The 18963-nt window shown below is 39.5% G+C and carries 18 protein-coding genes, 1 tRNA gene and 1 rRNA gene (1 of these 20 running past the window's edge); 10 read left to right on the forward strand and 10 right to left on the reverse strand.

Annotated elements, in window-relative coordinates:
• Positions 1 to 66 precede the first annotated feature (66 nt).
• Positions 67 to 1320 carry a site-specific integrase gene (locus ACKWBX_RS07115; RefSeq protein ID WP_413967953.1) on the reverse strand — a complete coding sequence of 418 codons (1254 nt, stop codon included), beginning with the start codon at positions 1318 to 1320 and terminating at the stop codon, positions 67 to 69.
• 243 nt (positions 1321 to 1563) lie between these two features.
• A tRNA-Lys gene (locus tag ACKWBX_RS07120) sits at positions 1564 to 1636 on the reverse strand.
• A gap of 138 nt (positions 1637 to 1774) precedes the next feature.
• On the opposite strand from ACKWBX_RS07120, the gene ACKWBX_RS07125 reads away from it, so the two are divergent.
• Complete coding sequence (locus tag ACKWBX_RS07125; protein ID WP_413967954.1) at positions 1775 to 2293, forward strand: shikimate kinase; 519 nt, start codon at positions 1775 to 1777, stop codon at positions 2291 to 2293.
• On the opposite strand, the gene ACKWBX_RS07130 is transcribed toward ACKWBX_RS07125, so the two are convergent.
• A complete protein-coding gene (locus ACKWBX_RS07130) occupies positions 2285 to 2782 on the reverse strand; it encodes a phosphoribosyltransferase family protein (RefSeq protein WP_413967955.1) in 498 nt (165 codons plus the stop codon). The two genes, ACKWBX_RS07125 and ACKWBX_RS07130, sit on opposite strands and share 9 nt — an antisense overlap.
• 56 nt (positions 2783 to 2838) lie before the next feature.
• Positions 2839 to 3237, reverse strand: a complete 399-nt coding sequence (locus ACKWBX_RS07135; RefSeq protein ID WP_413967956.1) for an RNA-binding S4 domain-containing protein — start codon at positions 3235 to 3237, stop codon at positions 2839 to 2841.
• A 45-nt stretch (positions 3238 to 3282) separates the two neighbouring features.
• Here ACKWBX_RS07135 and ACKWBX_RS07140 point away from each other — a divergent pair, with 45 nt between their 5' ends.
• Complete coding sequence (locus tag ACKWBX_RS07140) at positions 3283 to 4287, forward strand: FKBP-type peptidyl-prolyl cis-trans isomerase (RefSeq protein ID WP_413967957.1); 1005 nt, start codon at positions 3283 to 3285, stop codon at positions 4285 to 4287.
• A gap of 75 nt (positions 4288 to 4362) precedes the next feature.
• Here the strand turns inward: ACKWBX_RS07140 and ACKWBX_RS07145 are convergent, their stop codons facing one another.
• A complete protein-coding gene (locus ACKWBX_RS07145) occupies positions 4363 to 4953 on the reverse strand; it encodes an outer membrane beta-barrel protein (protein WP_413967958.1) in 591 nt (196 codons plus the stop codon).
• A 237-nt stretch (positions 4954 to 5190) separates the two neighbouring features.
• Between ACKWBX_RS07145 and tgt the strand changes: the two genes are divergently transcribed.
• From tgt to ACKWBX_RS07175, 6 genes are all read left to right on the forward strand, one after another.
• Positions 5191 to 6321 (forward strand): tRNA guanosine(34) transglycosylase Tgt, encoded by a 1131-nt coding sequence (gene tgt / locus ACKWBX_RS07150; protein ID WP_413967959.1) that lies wholly within the window; start codon positions 5191 to 5193, stop codon positions 6319 to 6321.
• Positions 6321 to 7403 carry an LptF/LptG family permease gene (locus ACKWBX_RS07155; RefSeq protein ID WP_413967960.1) on the forward strand — a complete coding sequence of 361 codons (1083 nt, stop codon included), beginning with the start codon at positions 6321 to 6323 and terminating at the stop codon, positions 7401 to 7403. The genes tgt and ACKWBX_RS07155 overlap by 1 nt, the downstream gene beginning before the upstream one ends.
• On the forward strand, positions 7390 to 8283 hold the full coding sequence (locus ACKWBX_RS07160) for a DMT family transporter (protein WP_413967961.1): 894 nt from the start codon (positions 7390 to 7392) through the stop codon (positions 8281 to 8283). The genes ACKWBX_RS07155 and ACKWBX_RS07160 overlap by 14 nt, the downstream gene beginning before the upstream one ends.
• A 56-nt stretch (positions 8284 to 8339) precedes the next feature.
• Positions 8340 to 9293 carry an acetyl-CoA carboxylase carboxyltransferase subunit alpha gene (locus ACKWBX_RS07165; RefSeq protein ID WP_413967962.1) on the forward strand — a complete coding sequence of 318 codons (954 nt, stop codon included), beginning with the start codon at positions 8340 to 8342 and terminating at the stop codon, positions 9291 to 9293.
• A 167-nt stretch (positions 9294 to 9460) separates the two neighbouring features.
• The gene (gene dnaB / locus ACKWBX_RS07170; protein ID WP_413967963.1) at positions 9461 to 11011 is read left to right on the forward strand and encodes a replicative DNA helicase; all 1551 of its coding nucleotides are present in this window, start codon (positions 9461 to 9463) and stop codon (positions 11009 to 11011) included.
• Positions 11012 to 11187: 176 nt separating this feature from the next.
• Entirely contained in the window at positions 11188 to 12450 is a 1263-nt protein-coding gene (locus ACKWBX_RS07175) for an asparagine synthetase B (protein ID WP_413967964.1), read from the forward strand.
• Here the strand turns inward: ACKWBX_RS07175 and ACKWBX_RS07180 are convergent, their stop codons facing one another.
• Complete coding sequence (locus ACKWBX_RS07180; RefSeq protein WP_413967965.1) at positions 12451 to 13248, reverse strand: HAD family hydrolase; 798 nt, start codon at positions 13246 to 13248, stop codon at positions 12451 to 12453.
• 80 nt (positions 13249 to 13328) lie between these two features.
• Between ACKWBX_RS07180 and ACKWBX_RS07185 the strand changes: the two genes are divergently transcribed.
• A complete protein-coding gene (locus tag ACKWBX_RS07185) occupies positions 13329 to 13751 on the forward strand; it encodes a secondary thiamine-phosphate synthase enzyme YjbQ (protein WP_413967966.1) in 423 nt (140 codons plus the stop codon).
• A gap of 52 nt (positions 13752 to 13803) precedes the next feature.
• On the opposite strand, the gene rplT is transcribed toward ACKWBX_RS07185, so the two are convergent.
• The 4 genes from rplT to thrS form a co-directional block, all read right to left on the reverse strand.
• Positions 13804 to 14148 carry a 50S ribosomal protein L20 gene (rplT, locus tag ACKWBX_RS07190; protein WP_413967967.1) on the reverse strand — a complete coding sequence of 115 codons (345 nt, stop codon included), beginning with the start codon at positions 14146 to 14148 and terminating at the stop codon, positions 13804 to 13806.
• A 126-nt stretch (positions 14149 to 14274) separates the two neighbouring features.
• Entirely contained in the window at positions 14275 to 14472 is a 198-nt protein-coding gene (gene rpmI / locus ACKWBX_RS07195; RefSeq protein ID WP_379935301.1) for a 50S ribosomal protein L35, read from the reverse strand.
• A gap of 160 nt (positions 14473 to 14632) precedes the next feature.
• The gene (gene infC, locus ACKWBX_RS07200) at positions 14633 to 15187 is read right to left on the reverse strand and encodes a translation initiation factor IF-3 (protein ID WP_413967998.1); all 555 of its coding nucleotides are present in this window, start codon (positions 15185 to 15187) and stop codon (positions 14633 to 14635) included.
• A gap of 31 nt (positions 15188 to 15218) precedes the next feature.
• Positions 15219 to 17159, reverse strand: coding sequence for a threonine--tRNA ligase (gene thrS / locus ACKWBX_RS07205; RefSeq protein ID WP_413967968.1), 1941 nt, complete (start codon positions 17157 to 17159; stop codon positions 15219 to 15221).
• Between the two features lie 547 nt (positions 17160 to 17706).
• On the opposite strand from thrS, the gene ACKWBX_RS07210 reads away from it, so the two are divergent.
• A 16S ribosomal RNA gene (locus ACKWBX_RS07210) occupies positions 17707 to 18963 on the forward strand (it continues 285 nt past the right edge of the window).

An 18963-nucleotide genomic window follows, 5' to 3' on the forward strand; every position in this document is an offset into this window, starting at 1 on the left:
AAAATTTGCTCCTTTAACTTTTATTATCCCATTTGTAAAGCAATATGGAACAAACAGGTCAGATACCTAGACAACTACTAGATTGCCTTTCTTGGGCTTACATATTTTATCTTTGAGCACATTCATGTCCTCACTTATCTTCTTCTCAACTACACGGGCATAAATTTGAGTGGTAGCTAGTTTTGTGTGCCCTAGGAGTTTTGATACCGTTTCAATAGGCACCCCATTGCTTAACGTTACTGTAGTTGCAAAGGTATGTCTAGCCATGTGGAAAGTGAGGTTCTTTTTAATACCGCTGAGGTCGGCAATTTCCTTTAAATAGCTATTTAATCGTTGATTCGAAATTTTTGGAAGTAAAGTTTCGGTTAGTTGTGTTCTATGATGGTTTTCATATTTTCTGATTAAACATTCGGTCATCTGCAATAGTGGAATTTTAAATGGGATTCCAGTTTTGTTTCTATTGGCCATAATCCACTTGTTTCCATCAATACCCTGCACGATATTTTCTTTCTTTAGATTGATTACATCTCCATAGGATATCCCGGTATAGCAACTAAATATAAACAGGTCTTTTACCACGGCCAACCGCTCTATTTCCACAGTCAAATTTTCGATACTTTCCAGTTCGGTTTCCGTAAGAAATTCTCGCTCTTTACGTTCTATTTTAGGTTTAAATTTTACGAAAGGATCGCGTTCTATCCATTCCATGTGATAGGCCAAGGTAACCATTTTTCGAAACCGTTGAATGTGCTTCATAACGGCATTGTTTCCTATTCTTCCTTGATAATGGCTAGGTTGATAAGACCTTAGAAAGCTTTCAAAACTTAATATGAAGGCATAATCCAGGTCTGGCAAGAATCTATCCTGTGATTTGAATTTTTTTTTGACAAACTCGAGAATGTATTTCTGGCTAGTTCGGTAATGGCAGAGTGTTTTCGCACACAGTTTTTCTGCCATTGTTTCGTTGTGATAATCAAATATATCCTTTAGGGAATGAACTTTTTTGTCTTCGCCAAGAAATCTAGATTTGATAAGTTGTGGCGTTATAACTCTGGATTCTGCCTTTAGGTCACGATAACCTGTGACAATATCGGATTTCACTTCATCCAAGTAAGAATTTATTTCTCTAGCTTTTTGACCATTACCTTTTGCTCGTTGTCTTTTTGAATCCCATGAATCAACATTAACTTTTTGTTTGAGGCTGATATTGACCTTTTTTCCGTTCAGAGTGATTCGGACATAAATCTTGCAGTGATTATTCTTATCGGCCCTTTGTGTATAGACCCAAAAAAGGATTGAAAATGTGGTCGTACTTCGCATGTTTTTCGTCTTTAAATGAAACAATCAGTGAGACGAAAGTCAAATCAACAATGCAAATTTTCAGGTTGTTGGGAAGTCAATTTATAAAAGTGTTGACGATTTTGTTGACGATTTTAAAAAATGTTGACGATTTGTGAACTTTTAAAACCAAATCATATCAAATAAAATGATTCCCCTAAAAACATAAAAGCTTGCTAATCATAAAATTAGCAAGCTTTTGATATTAGATGACATTTCTAATAGTGACCTGGCTGGGGCTCGAACCCAGGACCCTCTCCTTAAAAGGGAGATGCTCTACCAACTGAGCTACCAGGTCAAAATTTAAGTGCGTTCATTTCCCTGAATGCGGGTGCAAATATAAAGCGATTCATTTATTTTACAAGTCAATTTTAAGAGAATTTTCTTTTTTTTTGAAAACGCTATAAATTAGTTGAATTTTACACAAAACAAACGGGTGAAAATAATTTTGGTAGGGTATATGGGCAGTGGTAAAACTACCATTGGCAAGCTATTGGCTAAACAGCTGAATACTAATTTTTTAGATTTGGATGAATATATAGAATCATCGGAAAGGTCCACTATAAAAAAGATTTTCGAGGAAAAAGGGGAAATCTATTTCAGGAAACGAGAAATATTTTATTTGAATGAAATTTTAGCCTCTCAAGAGTCCGTAGTACTCTCCACAGGCGGGGGAACACCTTGCTTTGGAACAAACATGGATGCTATAATTGCCGCCACTCCAAACACCTTTTATCTAAAGGTTTCTCTTCCGGAATTGGTAAATAGACTTTCAAAAGGAAAAGAAGAACGGCCCTTGGTGAGTCGTTTTGAAAAAGAAGAAGAACTAATGGAATTTATCGGAAAGCATCTTTTTGAGCGAAGTTATTATTACAACAAGGCACCTAACGTAATCAGTACCGATGATAAAACGCCCGAGAAAATCGCCTTGGAAATCACCAATAAGTTAGTTTAGGAAAACGCGGTCATTTTTAGTTTCAAAAATTACGTTTACATGTTCTTGCAGTGAGGTAGAAAGGCTTATTCCTTTATAATCCGCTTTAACGGGATATTTTTTATGATTTCTATTGACCAATACAGCGGTTTTCAACTGTTTCAAAGGCGTTTTTAAAAAATGGTGCACGCCGTAGATTAGGGTAGTCCCTGAATTAAGTACATCATCCACTAAAACAATAGATTTATTTTCATAGACCGTTTCTCCCAAAGAGGTCGTTACCTCTTGTTTTAAAGGGTTCTTTTTATCTATATTGACCTTACAGAGCGTAATCTTGGCATCTGTAATCTTATTCAAGACGCGGATAATCTTTTTGGCAAAATGGATTCCTCCCCCTTCAATACCTGCAATGATAATTTCGGTTTCGTCCACATTGGCCTCATAAATTTGATAGGCGATGCGTTCTACCTTATACTTTATTTGCCGATGGGAAAGTATGTTCTGTTCCATAGAATACGTTATTGGTCTAAAGATAAGTATGTTTCTGATAAGTAAATGTTGATAATTTATTCTTTATTGTCGGTCTCTTCTTCATCTGTTGGAGTTTCCAAATAATCTTCAATTTCTCTACGGTCCTTTTTGGTAGGTCTCCCCGTTCCCTTTTTACGATAATAATCTTTGGAATATTGGAGTAGTTCATTGTGTTGAAACGCTTCTTTTGGTGTAGTATCTTTTCTGTAAATAGCGACCAATTTTGCCCCCACACGGCTTTCAGGTGTCGCTAGCACGGTAAGTTTATAGTCGATTTGATTTTTCCTAAGAACAATTTCATCCATTGGAAAAACCTCACGACCAGGTTTGCACACTTGACCGTTAATCTTTACTTGGCCTTTTTTACAGGCAGTGGTCGCTTTGTTTCGGGTTTTAAAGTACCGCGTACTCCATAAGTATTTATCAATCCGCATGAATTCAAAATCTTTGTTAAGGTCTTCCACAAAAATAGTGGAAAATTGTATCTTGCCGCCTTAAAAGCTATGTTGATGAAATTGAAAAATAGTGCTGTTATTGCCTTTTTGGCAATATTGATTATCTCCTGTAAAAATGATGATGAAGGACCAGATATAGAAGTGGTGCCTCCTAGAGTTTTAAGTGAGGTGGCGGCTGAAGATGATGCTGAAATCAGAGAATACCTTGAAACTCATTTTTATAATTATGAGGAGTTTGCATCGCCCCCAGCTGATTTTGATTTTAATATAGTTATCGATACCATTTCGGGAGATAATTCTTCTAAGATTCCTTTAATCAATCAAATTATAGAAAAAAAAGTAATTGTTTCGTCTTCTGAATTTTTGTTAGAAGGAGAAGAGAATGTCGAGCATACATATTATTATCTAGAGGCCAAAGGTGGGGTAGGTGCTAAACCGACTATAGCTGATTCTACATTTGTTAAATATGAGGGAACTTTGTTGAATGGCGATGTTTTTGATAATATATCAACTGGTGTATGGTGGGATAATCCTAGTTTTCAATTTCCCGGACCTGGTAATCAACGAGCTTTCAGAGGAGTAGGAGAAGGCGTTACAAATACGGCTGGCGGAAATAATATAATCGATAATCCAGATGGAACTTTTGAGGTTGAAGGCTTTGGTGTAGGTATGATAGTTTTTCCGTCTGCGTTGGGAACTTTCAACGGACTCAGAAATCCCATACCTGCATACAGTCCGTTAATTTTTAAATATCAAGTCCTTACATCTACCGAGAATACGGACCATGATAACGATGGTATACCATCTCTTTTTGAAGATTCGGATGAGGATGGATTATTATATAATGATAATGCAGATTTTGAATCAGAGCCAATAAATGGTAGATTTCCCAATTATTTAGATGCGGATGATGACAATGACGGAATTCCAACACGAGAAGAAATAAATTTAGACGAGAACGGTAATTTCTTAAGTTTCCGATTTACGAATGGCGGAGATGTTCCTGATCACTTAAATTCTGATATTTAGGATAAAACATTATCTAATAAAAAAGGCCCGCCGAGAAATTTCTCGGCGGGCCTTTTTTAATCTACTATTTTTTTATTAGATTTTAAGCGAAAGACTCAAGATAAGCTGGTCGGGGCGCGTATCAATTCTACTAGGCCCTACGTTGGTAATATTGGTGTTGATAAAAGTAGCTTCGTTATCACTAAAACCACGTTCATAGCGTAAATCTATTCCTAATTTTCCTAGGTTTACTCCGGCACCAATATTTAGGCCAACAGTAAAATCGTTGTTGATATTGTCAATAGAAATACCATCGAATTCGGTATCAAGAATATATTGGAACGACGGACCTGCAAATAAATGAAGTGGGCCAATTACTTTTACACCCAATAAAATAGGTGCATCTAGTTTGCTCATATTAAAATCGTCACCGTCATAGTCGGATTTTGTTTTTGTATACACCAATTCTGGACGTAAATAAATACGGGCGACTCCAATTTTTCCAAAAACCCCTAGATGATATCCAATATTTCTATCTGGATTACGAGCCGCATCACCGGCAGATTCAAAGTAATCGCCATTTGCGTTATAATTTAAACCACCTTTGATTCCAAATCCGGAACCACTCTGTGCATATGCCGTAAAACCGGCAAATACCATAACAGCTAAAAAAAATACTTTTTTCATAATAGTCTTGTTTTATTGATGAATATTAATCAAGAATAGGGCCAAATGTTCTAAACCCTCCTTATACCATCAGAACGCAAAGCCTGTTTCTTTATTGCCGTATAAAATTATGGGGAACGTTAAAGATGGTTAAACTTTTCAATATGGATATTGACCCGTTTAAAATCGTTTTTCTTTGGTTTTTATTAAGCCTTCCCCATATGTAGTTCGCTATCTTTGCAACTTTATCAATAACTATTGGAATTTACTTTACACAAAACAGATAGCCAAACCAAGGCTAGGGCAGGAACCATGAAAACGGATCATGGAACCATTGAAACCCCCATTTTTATGCCTGTTGGTACGGTAGCATCGGTTAAAGGGGTGCACCAAAAAGAACTGAAAGAGGAGATTGATCCAGATATTATTCTGGGCAATACCTATCATCTTTTTCTTCGGCCAAGAACATCGATTTTACAGAAAGCGGGAGGACTACACAAATTTATGGGATGGGATAGGAATATCTTGACGGATAGCGGAGGATATCAGGTGTATTCTTTATCGGGAAACCGAAAAATAAAGGAAGAAGGGGTAAAGTTCAAATCGCACATAGACGGTTCTACACATCTTTTTACACCCGAAAATGTGATGGAAATACAACGTATCATTGGCGCGGACATCATTATGGCTTTTGATGAATGTACGCCTTACCCTTGCGAATACAACTATGCAAAGCGATCCATGCATATGACACATCGTTGGTTGGACCGTTGTATCGATCATTTGGAAAAAGTTCCTGTTGCCTATGATTATGCACAAACATTTTTTCCGATAGTACAAGGATCTACGTATAAGGATTTAAGAAAACAATCGGCAGAATATATCGCGAACGCAGGAGCGGAAGGAAACGCTATTGGAGGACTTTCGGTGGGCGAACCGGCAGAGGAAATGTACGCCATGACAGAGGTAGTCACGGAGATTTTACCGGAAGACAAACCCAGATACTTAATGGGCGTGGGTACACCCATCAATATTTTGGAAAATATAGCTTTGGGTATAGATATGTTCGATTGTGTGATGCCCACTAGAAATGCCCGTAACGGAATGCTCTTTACCGCGCACGGCACCATCAATATCAAAAATAAAAAATGGGAAGATGATTTTTCTGCCATAGATGAAATGGGAACTACATTTGTAGATAGGGAATATTCCAAAGCCTATCTACGCCATTTGTTCGCCGCTAATGAATATTTGGGAAAACAGATAGCGACCATACATAATTTAGGTTTTTATTTATGGTTGACGCGGGAAGCCAGAAAACATATCTTAGCTGGCGATTTTAGGGAATGGAAGAATAAAATGGTCAAACAAATGGATAAACGTTTGTAATGCTATCGATTATAGACAAATATATTTTAAAGCGATACCTGACTACCTTCGGGCTGATGCTGTTGTTGTTTATCCCAATCGGGATAATGGCAAATCTAGCGGAGCAGATTGGAAAGATGATCGATAATGAGGCACCGCTAAACGAAATTCTGGAATATTATTTGAATTTCACCATTTATATTGGAAGTCTTTTATTTCCCATTTTTCTATTTCTTTCTGTAATCTTTTTCACCTCTAAACTGGCCAACAATACGGAGATTGTAGCCATTTTAAGCTCTGGGGTTTCGTACGGGAGGTTTCTACGGCCCTACCTTATTGGTGCCACATTGATTGCCATACTCATGTTTTTCATGACCATGTTCGTTGTACCGCAGGCAAGTGCGGGTTTTAATGAATTCAAGTTCAAATATCTTAAAAAAGGAAGGCAGGACAGGGTGACCAGCAATATCTTTAACCAATTGAATGAAACAGATTTTATTTACGTAAGCAGTTTTGACCCGAAGCGAAAAATAGGACATAATTTTACGTATGAACGGTTTGATAGCATTAATCAGCTGGACTTTAAAATTTCGGCACTTAATATAAGATGGATAGATAAGGATAGTCTGTATAGATTGACTTCCTATAAAAAAAGAAAAATAGTAGGGGATACAGCATTGATTGAAAGTAAACGAAGGTTGGACACACTTTTTACTTTCCAAATTGATGATTTGACTCCGGTATCCTATGTAGCGGAGACAAAGAACCTTTATGAACTGGATAAGTTTATTCAAGACCAACGTCGTAAAGGAGCTTCCAATATCAATGCCTATATATTAGTAAAGTATAAAAGATGGGCCTTGCCGCTGACGGCTTTCATTTTGACCATCATCGCGGTTGCTGTTTCTTCGGTAAAAAGAAGGGGAGGTATGGGGATAAATCTTGCTTTTGGAATCCTTGTGGCCTTCATCTACGTGTTTTTTGATAAGGTTTTTGGGACCTTGGCGGAGCAATCGGGGTTTTCTCCGTTGTTGGCCGTAATGATACCCAATGTGGTATTTGGTGTTGTCGCATTTTATCTATTACAAAATGCCAAAAGATAGGATCGTAAATCTGCTACACCTTCATTTTATAGTTTTTATTTGGGGGTTCACGGCAATTTTAGGAAAACTGATAACCATAGATTCCTTACCCTTGGTATGGTTTCGCATGGGTTTGGCCACTTTGTTCATTCTTGTTTACATTTTATGTTCAAAGTTCAGTCTACGTATTGATAAAAAAACGGCAATATGGCTCATTGGAGCTGGGATTGTAGTGGCCTTGCATTGGGTAACTTTTTTTCTGGCGATAAAAGTAGCCACCGTATCCGTAACATTGGCGATGATGTCCACCGGGGCACTTTTTACGGCTCTGATGGAACCTTTTTTGTACCATCGGAAAATTATAGGCTATGAGATAATCTTCGGTCTTATTGTTGTCATTGGATTATACCTCATTTTCAGGGTGGAATCCAAATACATATCAGGAATGGTCATTGCGCTCGTTTCGGCCTTTTTGGCGGCAGTCTTCTCATTGATCAATGGGAAATTGGTGAAAACGCATCGGCCATCGGTCATTTCATTTTACGAACTTGGGGTAGGAGTACTGTTCCTTTCGATCATATTGATGTTTCAGGGAAGTTTTTCAATGGAATTTTTTAATTTGAATACAACAGATTGGATATATTTACTGGTGTTGGCACTTATTTGTACCGCTTATGCTTTTATCGCTTCGGTCAAGGTAATGCGGATATTGACTCCCTATACTGTGATGCTTACCACCAATTTAGAGCCTGTTTACGGTATTGTGTTGGCCATTTTGTTTTTTGGTACGGAGGAAAAAATGAACCCGCTTTTTTATGTGGGTGCACTATTGATTTTGACTACGGTAATTGCAAACGGTATTTTAAAGCAACGTGCAGAGAGAAAAAGAAACTTGGGCTAAAGATTCCCTATTTAAGTTTTATATTTGTCCCTACCAAAAGCTAAATCAAATTAACTATGGAGTATTTGGATTTTGAACTTCCAATTAAGGAATTGGAAGAACAATTGGACAAATGTATGATTATAGGGGAGGAAAGCGATGTAGACGTCACCGAAACCTGTAAACAAATAGAAAAAAAGCTTACCGAAACACGAAAGGAGATTTACAAAAATCTCACCGCATGGCAACGAGTACAATTGTCAAGACATCCCAACAGACCATACACCCTAGACTATATTAAAGCTATTTGTGGAGAGACTTTTTTGGAACTTCATGGAGACCGCACGGTCAAGGACGATAAGGCAATGATCGGTGGTCTTGGAAAAATCGGAGATCAGAGTTATATGTTTATTGGTCAACAAAAAGGATATAACACCAAAACACGACAATATCGCAATTTTGGTATGGCAAATCCCGAAGGCTATCGCAAAGCGTTACGTTTAATGAAGTCTGCCGAGAAATTTCAAATACCTGTGGTATGCTTTGTGGATACACCCGGTGCCTACCCCGGTATCGAAGCAGAAGAACGTGGACAGGGGGAAGCCATTGCGAGGAATATTTTTGAAATGACAAGACTTAAAGTTCCCATCATCGTAGTAATCATTGGAGAGGGAGCTTCAGGAGGTGCATTGGGTATTGGTGTTGGCGATAAAGTACTGATGTTGGAAAACACTTGGTACTCGGTAATTTCCCCAGAATCTTGTTCCTCTATATTATGGAGAAGTTGGGAGTATAAAGAAACGGCAGCGGAAGCGCTAAAGTTGACGGCCACAGATATGAAAAAATTGAAATTGATCGATGAAATCGTACGTGAGCCGGCAGGAGGTGCACATGCCAATAGGGAAAAGGCTTTTACGATGGTAAAAAATAAAATTGTTTCCCATTTTGAGGAACTGCAAAAGTTATCACCAAAAGAATTAGTGAATCAACGAATGGATAAATATGCCCAAATGGGTGTTTTTAGTGATTGATAAGCTATTTTGTCAAGCTCAGAAAAATCCAAGAATTTTAATTCTTGGATTTTTTTTGTTATCAACATAAATCGTAACTTATTAACAGCAAAATTGTTAGTTAACGGTGAACATCACTTAAGGATTTTTTCATGTTAACTTAAGGTTAATTGCATATTTTCGCAGGTATGGAGAACACTAAACCTTTAATCGGTCGTAAGATCGATAAGTCTACTATTATCAACCTCGAAAGAGGAAAGATACCGCCTCAAGCTGTTGATTTAGAGGAGGTTGTGTTGGGTGCGATGATGATTGACAAAAAAGGGGTAGATGAAGTAATAGATATCTTACATCCCGAGGTTTTTTATAAGGATGCCCATAAATTTATTTACGAAGCCATTTTTGTTTTGTTCGAGGAATCCCAACCAGTGGATTTATTAACCGTTTCGGCACAATTGAAGAAGGCCGGAAAATTGGAAGCGGTAGGAGGGGATTTTTACCTTATAAAACTCACCCAAAAAGTGGCATCTTCGGCACATATCGAGTTTCACGCCCGTATTATTCTTCAAAAATTTATCCAACGGAGTTTAATCAAGATTTCCAACGAAATCATTGAAGAGGCATATGATGAATCTACCGATGTTTTTGAGCTTTTGGATGCCGCCGAATCAAAATTATATGATGTTACCCAAGGAAATTTGAAACGTTCTTCGGAAACGGCTCTGGATTTGGTAATTCAGGCGAAAAAGAAAATTGAGGAAATTGCCAACAAAGAGGGCATGAGCGGTATTGCTACGGGCTTTGATAAGTTGGATAGATTGACCTCGGGCTGGCAGCCTAGTGATTTGATTATCATTGCAGCGCGTCCCGGTATGGGTAAAACGGCATTGACCTTGTCCATGGCTAGAAATATAGCGGTTGATACGGGCGAAGCGGTTGCTTTCTTTTCCTGTGAAATGTCCTCCGTACAATTGATTACCCGTCTAATTTCATCTGAAACAGGATTGTCATCCGAAAAACTGAGAACGGGAAAACTGGAAAAACATGAATGGGAACAATTGAACGTAAAAGTAAAGGCATTGGAAAAAGCGCCTTTGTTCATTGATGACACCCCTTCGCTATCCATTTTTGATTTGAGGGCTAAAGCCAGGCGTTTAAAATCACAACATGACATTAAAATTATCATTATTGATTATTTACAGTTGATGACCGCCGGTGGAACGCAAAAAGGAGGAAACCGAGAACAGGAGATATCCACAATTTCGAGAAACTTAAAGGCCTTGGCCAAAGAATTGAACGTTCCGGTAATCGCGCTATCACAATTGTCCCGTGCGGTAGAGACACGAGGTGGCAGCAAAAGACCACTACTTTCGGATTTAAGGGAATCAGGCGCCATTGAGCAAGATGCGGACATCGTTTCCTTTATTTATAGACCGGAATACTATAAAATTGAGGAATGGGATGATGAAGAACGTACACCTACGCAGGGTCAAGGAGAACTCATTGTGGCCAAGCACCGTAATGGGGGGCTTGACAATATCCGACTGAAGTTTATCGGCCAGCTTGGTAAATTTGACAATCTCGACGATTTTGATTCTCCTTTTGAATTTCAATCTAAAATGAATGCCAATGAGGAAAATCCGTTCATCACAAAAGGGCTGCCAAGTGCCGATGATGCTTTTGGAAGTTCAATGAACGATAGTTTCAATCCAGAGGATGATAACGATGTTCCATTCTAGAAGTTTCAGGCCTAATTGTAAGTATCAAGTATAAACCTAGTCTTTGGGAAATTTAATTTCAAGAAACTTTTTATTTCCAATCTTGCACCTCGTACTTTGTAAATTCTTTAACGCGCCTCAAAATACTTCACGGTTATTTTTCGTTTACCTTTGAGTAGGTTCAATTAACACCGATTATGCGTAAACTTCTTTTTTCTTTTTCTCTGCTTCTTTTTTCGGTGCAGCTGTCAGCTTCCTCTATTCTTATTCCAATGGATGCGGAGAGTCAAAAGAATCATTTAAAGGCATATGGCATTACATTTTGGGTGTTGTCCAAACAACAAAAAGTACAGTGGTTGCTCAATTATCGGGGAGGTTCCTTTTTATTGCCCGATGGCGAAAGCGTTCGTAAAGAATGTCAAATAAGGGGAGTTTCTTTTGAAATTCTATCCGATGGCCAGGCAAATGCCATTTTGGATGAAATCAGTAGTCCGTCTGTAAATCAGGACGCGGTCATCTTGGAAAAAGCACCTAAAATTGCAGTCTATTCCCCAAAAGGAAACCAACCTTGGGACGATGCCGTGACCATGGCACTTACGTATGCGGAGATTCCTTACGTGACCATTTACGATGAAGAAGTTTTGGACGATAAGCTTGCATTGTATGATTGGTTGCACTTGCACCATGAAGATTTTACGGGACAATATGGTAAATTCTATGGGGCGTACCGAGCCACGCCTTGGTACATAGAGAGTAAAAAAGAGTCTGAAAAACTGGCTAAAAAACTGGGATATGAGAAAGTTTCCGAAGAGAAACGGGATGTTGCATTAAAGATTCGGAATTATGTCATAGGAGGAGGTTTTATGTTCGCTATGTGCTCCGCTACGGATAGTTTTGATATTGCCCTAGCCGCGGACGGAGTTGATATATGCGAGCCTATGTTTGATGGTGATGCTTCCGACCCTAATTATCAAGCGAGTCTGGATTTTCAAAAAACCTTTGCCTTTACCAATTTTACGCTAGAAAGAAGCTATTTGAAATATGAGTTTTCATCCATAGATATGACACAAAAACGGGGAAACGTACCCAAAGAATCCGACTACTTTTCTTTAATGGATTTTTCGGCAAAATGGGACCCAGTTCCAACGATGTTGTGCCAAAATCATACAACTTTGGTAAAAGGATTTATGGGGCAGACCACGGCCTTTGATCGCTCAGAAATTAAGCCGACAGTATTGGTGCTCGGGGAGAACAAAATCAATGAGGAGGCACGGTACATCCACGGTATAAAAGGAAAAGGATTCTTCACTTTTTATGGAGGGCATGACCCTGAGGATTATCAGCATAGGGTAGGGGACCCAAAAACAGAATTGGAATTACATCCTACTTCTCCCGGTTACAGGCTTATTTTGAATAATGTTCTATTTCCTGCGGCCCGCAAGAAAAAACAGAAAACCTGATTAGCTATTTAGAAGTTTCTCCAAGATTCGTTCTACACCAAAATCATCGTTACTGGTAGTTTTATAATTTGCTGCTTCCAGAACGTTCTGATGGGCATTGTCCATGGCAAAACTGTACTTTGCCCTTCCGAGCATTTCCAAATCATTATTATAATCTCCAAATACCAGGGTTTCATCAGGGCTAATGTCAAAACGGTTCTGTATTTTCTCAAGTGCAAATCCTTTGTTGGCGTTGGTATGGTTCAAATCCACCCAATGAATTCCTGAAACTTTTACCCTTATTTGACCTTCTAAATCTTTCATGGCCGGGTAAATATAATCCTCTGCACTTGTATTGTGGTATACTGCAATCTTTATGATTTCATCGGTTACTGTATTAAAGTTATCATGGATTTCATAACTGGCATAGTATTCCTTTAATTGCTCAAGAAAAGGAACGGATTTCTTATCAAAATATGCATTGTATTTACCGCATATCATCGCATGGGCACCTTCAATATTATCGATTTTGGATAACAAAGAGCTTTTAAGATGATGCTGAATAGGAGTAACCAAAAGTTCCTTTTCTTTATCCTTGACCAAGGCTCCATTTTCGGCAATGACCAAAATCTCATCTTTAATGGGAGCCAGTTTGTGTACAATACTATCGTATTGCCTTCCGCTTGCCGCTATGAAAAGAATATCCCGCTTTTTTAACGCGGTGAAAAGCTTAAAAAAGCGATCGCTCACTTCGTGGTCGGAGTTTAATAAGGTCCCATCCATATCGGACACTACCATTTTGATTTTAGACAAATCCATTTCAATAATTTAACGGTGCAAAGGTATTTGTTAAGAACGGTTTAATGGAGTAGTTTTATCGGAAATCAATATAATTTCAAATGAACTGGTATCAGAAAGAGTTAAGATTACCTACAGCTGAAAGAGGCTTTCATTTAATTACCGATAGTGTTCTCAGGGCCATTCCTGAGCTACAGACTATTAAAATTGGGATGCTACAAGTTTTCATAAAACATACTTCGGCCAGCTTGACCATCAATGAAAATGCAGATTCGAGTGTTCGGGTAGATTTTGAAAGCCATATGAATAAAATGGTACCGGAAAATGTACCTTATTATATTCACACCTATGAGGGCCCGGATGATATGCCAGCGCACATAAAAGCTTCCCTCATGGGTACTTCTGTTCAAATACCCATTACCAATGGCAAATTGAATTTGGGCATTTGGCAGGGAATTTATCTATGTGAACACCGTAACCATGCTTCGGGAAGAAATTTGACAATAACAGCTTTTGGCGTATAAAAAAATCCGATTCGCGAGAATCGGATTTTTTAAGTGAGATTGTATTTAAAATTTATTTTACCTGCTCTACAATAGCTTTGAAAGCTTCTGGGTGGTTCATCGCTAAATCGGCAAGAACTTTTCGGTTCAGTTCAATATTGTTAGCTTTTACTTTTCCCATAAATTGTGAGTAGGACATCCCGTGCATTCTTGCACCTGCGTTTATACGTGTTATCCAAAGGGCACGGAAAGTTCTTTTCTTGTTTCTACGATCTCTATAAGCATATAACATTGCTTTTTCAACCGCATTTTTGGCTACTGTCCAAACGTTTTTACGTCTCCCAAAGTAACCTTTGGCTTGCTTCATCACCTTTTTTCTTCTGGCTCTGGAAGCTACTGCATTTACTGATCTTGGCATTTCTTTTTAATTGTTTTTTGTAGTAGGCGGCTAATTTTGTTAAAGTTCATTACTCTGAACTCATAACTCACAACTCTTTTTAAAGGCCTAACTCCATGGTTAATAATTTACCTGTATAAGTACAAATTACTTTAAACGTAATTGTTCCTTAATGCTGTTGACATCATGATCGTGTACTAAAGTACTGTGTGTCAAAGCTAGCTTACGCTTTTTAGATTTCTTCGTAAGAATGTGACTCTTAAAAGCGTGCTTTCTTTTAATTTTTCCGGAACCGGTAAGCTTAAAACGCTTTTTGGCACTGGATTTTGTTTTTTGTTTAGGCATTTTCTCCTAGTTTATTTATTAATCTCACTTATTAAAAACTATTCTTCCTTATACTGTCATCCTGAGCGCAGTCGAAGGACATACTAAAAACTACTCACTATTAAGTAAGCAGCGTTTAGTATTTTATAAATCCAATCGGTCGCTGAGCGAAGCCGAAGTATTATTTTTTTGTCTTTGGAGCAATGAACATTGTCATTCGTTTACCTTCCAATCTTGGCATTTGTTCTACTTTCCCTAATTCCTCCAACTCAGATGCCAATCGTAATAACAAAATTTCTCCTTGGTCCTTGTAAACTATAGACCGACCTTTAAAAAAAACATATGCCTTTAATTTGGCACCGTCCTTGAGAAACTTTTCGGCATGTTTCTTTTTGAACTCGTAATCATGGTCGTCCGTGTTCGGACCAAAACGTATTTCTTTTACAACCACCTTGGAAGCTTTCGCTTTCATGGCTTTTTCGCGTTTCTTCTGTTCGTATAAGAATTTTTTATAATCAATTATTTTACAAACAGGCGGTTTCGCTTTTGGTGAAATTTCTACCAAATCCAATTCCAATTCTTTGGAGATATCCAATGCTTTTCTGATAGGATATACACCAACCTCCACATTGTCGCCAACCAACCTTACTTCTGGAGCAAGTATTTTTTCATTGATATTATGGGGATTCTTATTTTCCCTTCTAGGCTGGGGCCTGAATCTTTTACGTATTGCTATGACTTCATATTTTTAATTAAACTTAATTTTCTCAAAACGACTTTAAGGTACTATTTATTTCCTTAGTGACCAAGTCAGTAAATTTTTCAATGGTAATGGCACCTAAATCATCTCCGCCATGTTTTCTAACGGATATTGTATTTGCCTTTTCATCATCTTCACCTACAATTAGCATGAATGGTATTTTGTTCATTTCTGCCTCTCGTATTTTCTTACCAACAGTCTCGTTCCTGCTATCAATGAGGGCGCGAATTTCGTTATTTTCAAGTGATTTCAAAACTTTTTCCGCATATTTTTCATGTTTCTCGCTCACAGGCAATATTATTGCTTGTTCAGGAATCAGCCATAAAGGAAAATTTCCGCCGGTATGTTCCAACAATAAAGCAATAAAACGCTCCATACTTCCAAATGGCGCACGGTGTATCATAATTGGCCTATGAAGTTCATTATCACTGCCTTTATAGGTCAAATCAAATCGCTCCGGTAATGTATAATCAACTTGAATCGTACCCAGCTGCCAATTTCTTCCAAGAGCATCCTTGACCATAAAATCCAATTTTGGGCCATAAAAAGCGGCTTCGCCTTCTTCGATTACATAATCCAATCCTTTTTCTTTCGCCGCATTGATAATTGCATTTTCCGCTTTTTCCCAATTATCTACGGAACCAATATATTTATCGGGTGTTTTTGGGTCCCTAATAGAAACCTGGGCGGTAAAATCCTCAAAACCCAAAGACCCAAGGACATATAAGGAGAGGTCAATGACATTCATAAATTCCTGGTCCACTTGGTCCGGCGTACAGAAAATGTGGGCATCGTCCTGAGTAAAACCCCGTACACGTGTCAGACCATGTAACTCGCCACTTTGTTCATATCTATATACTGTACCAAATTCCGCATACCGTTTTGGGAGTTCCCTATAGCTGAAAGGTTTGGAATTATATATTTCACAATGATGCGGGCAGTTCATCGGTTTCAATAAGAACTCTTCATCTTCTTTTGGTGTCTTTATGGGTTGAAAACTGTCTTCGCCATATTTGGCGTAATGTCCGGAGGTAACATAAAGTTCCTTTTGACCAATATGTGGCGTTACCACCATTTCATAACCCGCTTTTTTCTGTGCTTGTTTCAAGAACTGTTCTAGGCGTTCACGTAAAGCGGCGCCTTTTGGTAACCATAAAGGAAGACCTTGGCCAACTTTCTGCGAAAACGTAAAAAGTTCTAGTTCTTTTCCCAGTTTTCTATGGTCCCTCTTTTTGGCCTCTTCCAATAACTCCAAATATTCGGTGAGTTCCTTTTGCTTCGGGAAAGAGATGCCATAGACACGGGTAAGTTGTGTATTGTGCTCGTCCCCTCTCCAATAAGCACCCGCAACACTAAGGATTTTTATGGCTTTAACGATTCCGGTATTCGGTATATGGCCACCGCGGCAAAGATCTGTGAAGGTATCGTGGTCGCAAAAAGTAATGGTGCCATCTTCCAAGTTCTCTATAAGCTCTACCTTATATTCATTCCCCTGCTCCTTGTAAAAGTTCAGGGCTTCGGATTTTGAGACGGAACGCATTTTATAATTATGTTTGCCCCGTGCGATTTCCAAGGCTTTTTGTTCAATTTTCGGAAAGTCTTTTTCAGAAATAGTGTCGTTAGGTAAATCCACATCGTAATAAAATCCATTATCAATGGCAGGTCCAATAGTCAGTTTTACTCCTGGATAGAGTTCTTCCAATGCCTGTGCAACAATATGTGATGTAGAATGCCAAAAAGCGGTTTTCCCCTCCTTGTCCCTCCAAGTATAAAGCACAAGGCTCCCATCTTCCTGTAGCGGAGTCACCGTTTCTATAACAGCGCCGTTGAAATTGGCCGAAATTACGTTCCGAGCCAATCCCTCACTAATGCTTTTGGCAACTTCCATAGGAGTTATGCCGCTTTCAAATTCCTTAATAGAGCCATCGGGCAAAGTAATATTGATCATAAACCTTGATAATGAATAATTCGCAAAGATAATACCTTGTTTGCAGGCCTACAATAAGATGTGACTTTGTTTTTTGGCGTTTCCCGCTTTAGAAAGCAGGTCGGGCCATACGTTATATCTCTCATTGCATTCGAGGATGCCACTGCTGTCCCTAACGCAAATAAGCGATTGGTTAAAAAATTTGTAAAACCAAAGAAAATTCTTTAAATTCAATGTCCTTTTTGGATTTTTTTGCGTTCGTAATCTACTAGGTTTTAGAAGCTTAAAAATTAGTCGAAAAAAAAGTGCAAAAAAGATGCAATATCCATTGTGTAATTAAAAATGCTGATTATATTTGCACCCGCTTTGGGGGATTCCCGTGGCGTTGGTCGGGGCCTTAGGGGTCCCGTCCATGAAGGGTAGTTCATTGAAATATTGTGGAGAGCGAGGTACCGGGGCATATGCCCTGTGTACTTCGGAGAACAGAATAAGATATCAAGAATTTAGATCGATAGGATCGGGGCCGGGGACGGAATTTGGAGACGTTGGGACGAATATATAAGAAACAACGATGAAGAGTTTGATCCTGGCTCAGGATGAACGCTAGCGGCAGGCCTAACACATGCAAGTCGAGGGGCAGCATTTCCAGCTTGCTGGAAGATGGCGACCGGCGCACGGGTGCGCACCGCGTATGGAACCTGCCCTCTACAGGGGAATAGCCTTTGGAAACGAAGATTAATGCCCCATGGTACCTTTTGCAGCATTGCAAGACGGTTAAAGCCTTCGGGCGGTAGGGGATGGCCATGCGTCCCATTAGCTTGATGGTAGGGTAACGGCCTACCATGGCCGCGATGGGTAGGGGCCCTGAGAGGGGGATCCCCCACACTGGTACTGAGACACGGACCAGACTCCTACGGGAGGCAGCAGTGAGGAATATTGGACAATGGAGGGGACTCTGATCCAGCCATGCCGCGTGCAGGAAGAATGCCCTATGGGTAGTAAACTGCTTTTATACGGGAAGAAAGAGGGCCACGTGTGGCCCGTTGACGGTACCGTAAGAATAAGGACCGGCTAACTCCGTGCCAGCAGCCGCGGTAATACGGAGGGTCCGAGCGTTATCCGGAATTATTGGGTTTAAAGGGTCCGTAGGCGGGCCATTAAGTCAGGGGTGAAAGTCTGCGGCTCAACCGTAGAATTGCCTTTGATACTGGTGGTCTTGAGTTATGGTGAAGTTGGCGGAATATGTAGTGTAGCGGTGAAATGCATAGATATTACATAGAACACCGATTGCGAAGGCAGCTGACTAACCGTATACTGACGCTGATGGACGAAAGCGTGGGGAGCGAACAGGATTAGATACCCTGGTAGTCCACGCCGTAAACGATGGATACTAGCTGTCCGGGTCCTTGAGACCTGGGCGGCCAAGCGAAAGTGATAAGTATCCCACCTGGGGAGTACGTTCGCAAGAATGAAACTCAAAGGAATTGACGGGGGCCCGCACAAGCGGTGGAGCATGTGGTTTAATTCGATGATACGCGAGGAACCTTACCAGGGCTTAAATGCATATTGACAGGGGTAGAGATACCTTTTCCTTCGGGCAATTTGCAAGGTGCTGCATGGTTGTCGTCAGCTCGTGCCGTGAGGTGTCAGGTTAAGTCCTATAACGAGCGCAACCCCTACCGTTAGTTGCCAGCATGTCAAGATGGGGACTCTAACGGGACTGCCGGTGCAAACCGCGAGGAAGGTGGGGATGACGTCAAATCATCACGGCCCTTACGTCCTGGGCCACACACGTGCTACAATGGCCGGTACAGAGAGCAGCCAC

The organism is Maribacter algae (assembly GCF_047345745.1).
Lineage (GTDB): Bacteria > Bacteroidota > Bacteroidia > Flavobacteriales > Flavobacteriaceae > Maribacter.

Excerpts from the sequence above, each read along its gene's own strand:
- ACKWBX_RS07180 (WP_413967965.1), bottom strand. The coding sequence starts at position 13,248 with ATGGATTTGTCTAAAATCAAAATGGTAGTGTCCGATATGGATGGGACC.
- rplT (WP_413967967.1), bottom strand. The coding sequence starts at position 14,148 with ATGCCAAGATCAGTAAATGCAGTAGCTTCCAGAGCCAGAAGAAAAAAG.
- dnaB (WP_413967963.1), top strand. The coding sequence starts at position 9,461 with ATGGAGAACACTAAACCTTTAATCGGTCGTAAGATCGATAAGTCTACT.
- thrS (WP_413967968.1), bottom strand. The coding sequence starts at position 17,159 with ATGATCAATATTACTTTGCCCGATGGCTCTATTAAGGAATTTGAAAGC.
- rpmI (WP_379935301.1), bottom strand. The coding sequence starts at position 14,472 with ATGCCTAAACAAAAAACAAAATCCAGTGCCAAAAAGCGTTTTAAGCTT.
- ACKWBX_RS07160 (WP_413967961.1), top strand. The coding sequence starts at position 7,390 with ATGCCAAAAGATAGGATCGTAAATCTGCTACACCTTCATTTTATAGTT.
- ACKWBX_RS07155 (WP_413967960.1), top strand. The coding sequence starts at position 6,321 with ATGCTATCGATTATAGACAAATATATTTTAAAGCGATACCTGACTACC.
- ACKWBX_RS07130 (WP_413967955.1), bottom strand. The coding sequence starts at position 2,782 with ATGGAACAGAACATACTTTCCCATCGGCAAATAAAGTATAAGGTAGAA.
- ACKWBX_RS07145 (WP_413967958.1), bottom strand. The coding sequence starts at position 4,953 with ATGAAAAAAGTATTTTTTTTAGCTGTTATGGTATTTGCCGGTTTTACG.
- ACKWBX_RS07135 (WP_413967956.1), bottom strand. The coding sequence starts at position 3,237 with ATGCGGATTGATAAATACTTATGGAGTACGCGGTACTTTAAAACCCGA.
- ACKWBX_RS07185 (WP_413967966.1), top strand. The coding sequence starts at position 13,329 with ATGAACTGGTATCAGAAAGAGTTAAGATTACCTACAGCTGAAAGAGGC.
- ACKWBX_RS07175 (WP_413967964.1), top strand. The coding sequence starts at position 11,188 with ATGCGTAAACTTCTTTTTTCTTTTTCTCTGCTTCTTTTTTCGGTGCAG.
- ACKWBX_RS07165 (WP_413967962.1), top strand. The coding sequence starts at position 8,340 with ATGGAGTATTTGGATTTTGAACTTCCAATTAAGGAATTGGAAGAACAA.
- ACKWBX_RS07115 (WP_413967953.1), bottom strand. The coding sequence starts at position 1,320 with ATGCGAAGTACGACCACATTTTCAATCCTTTTTTGGGTCTATACACAA.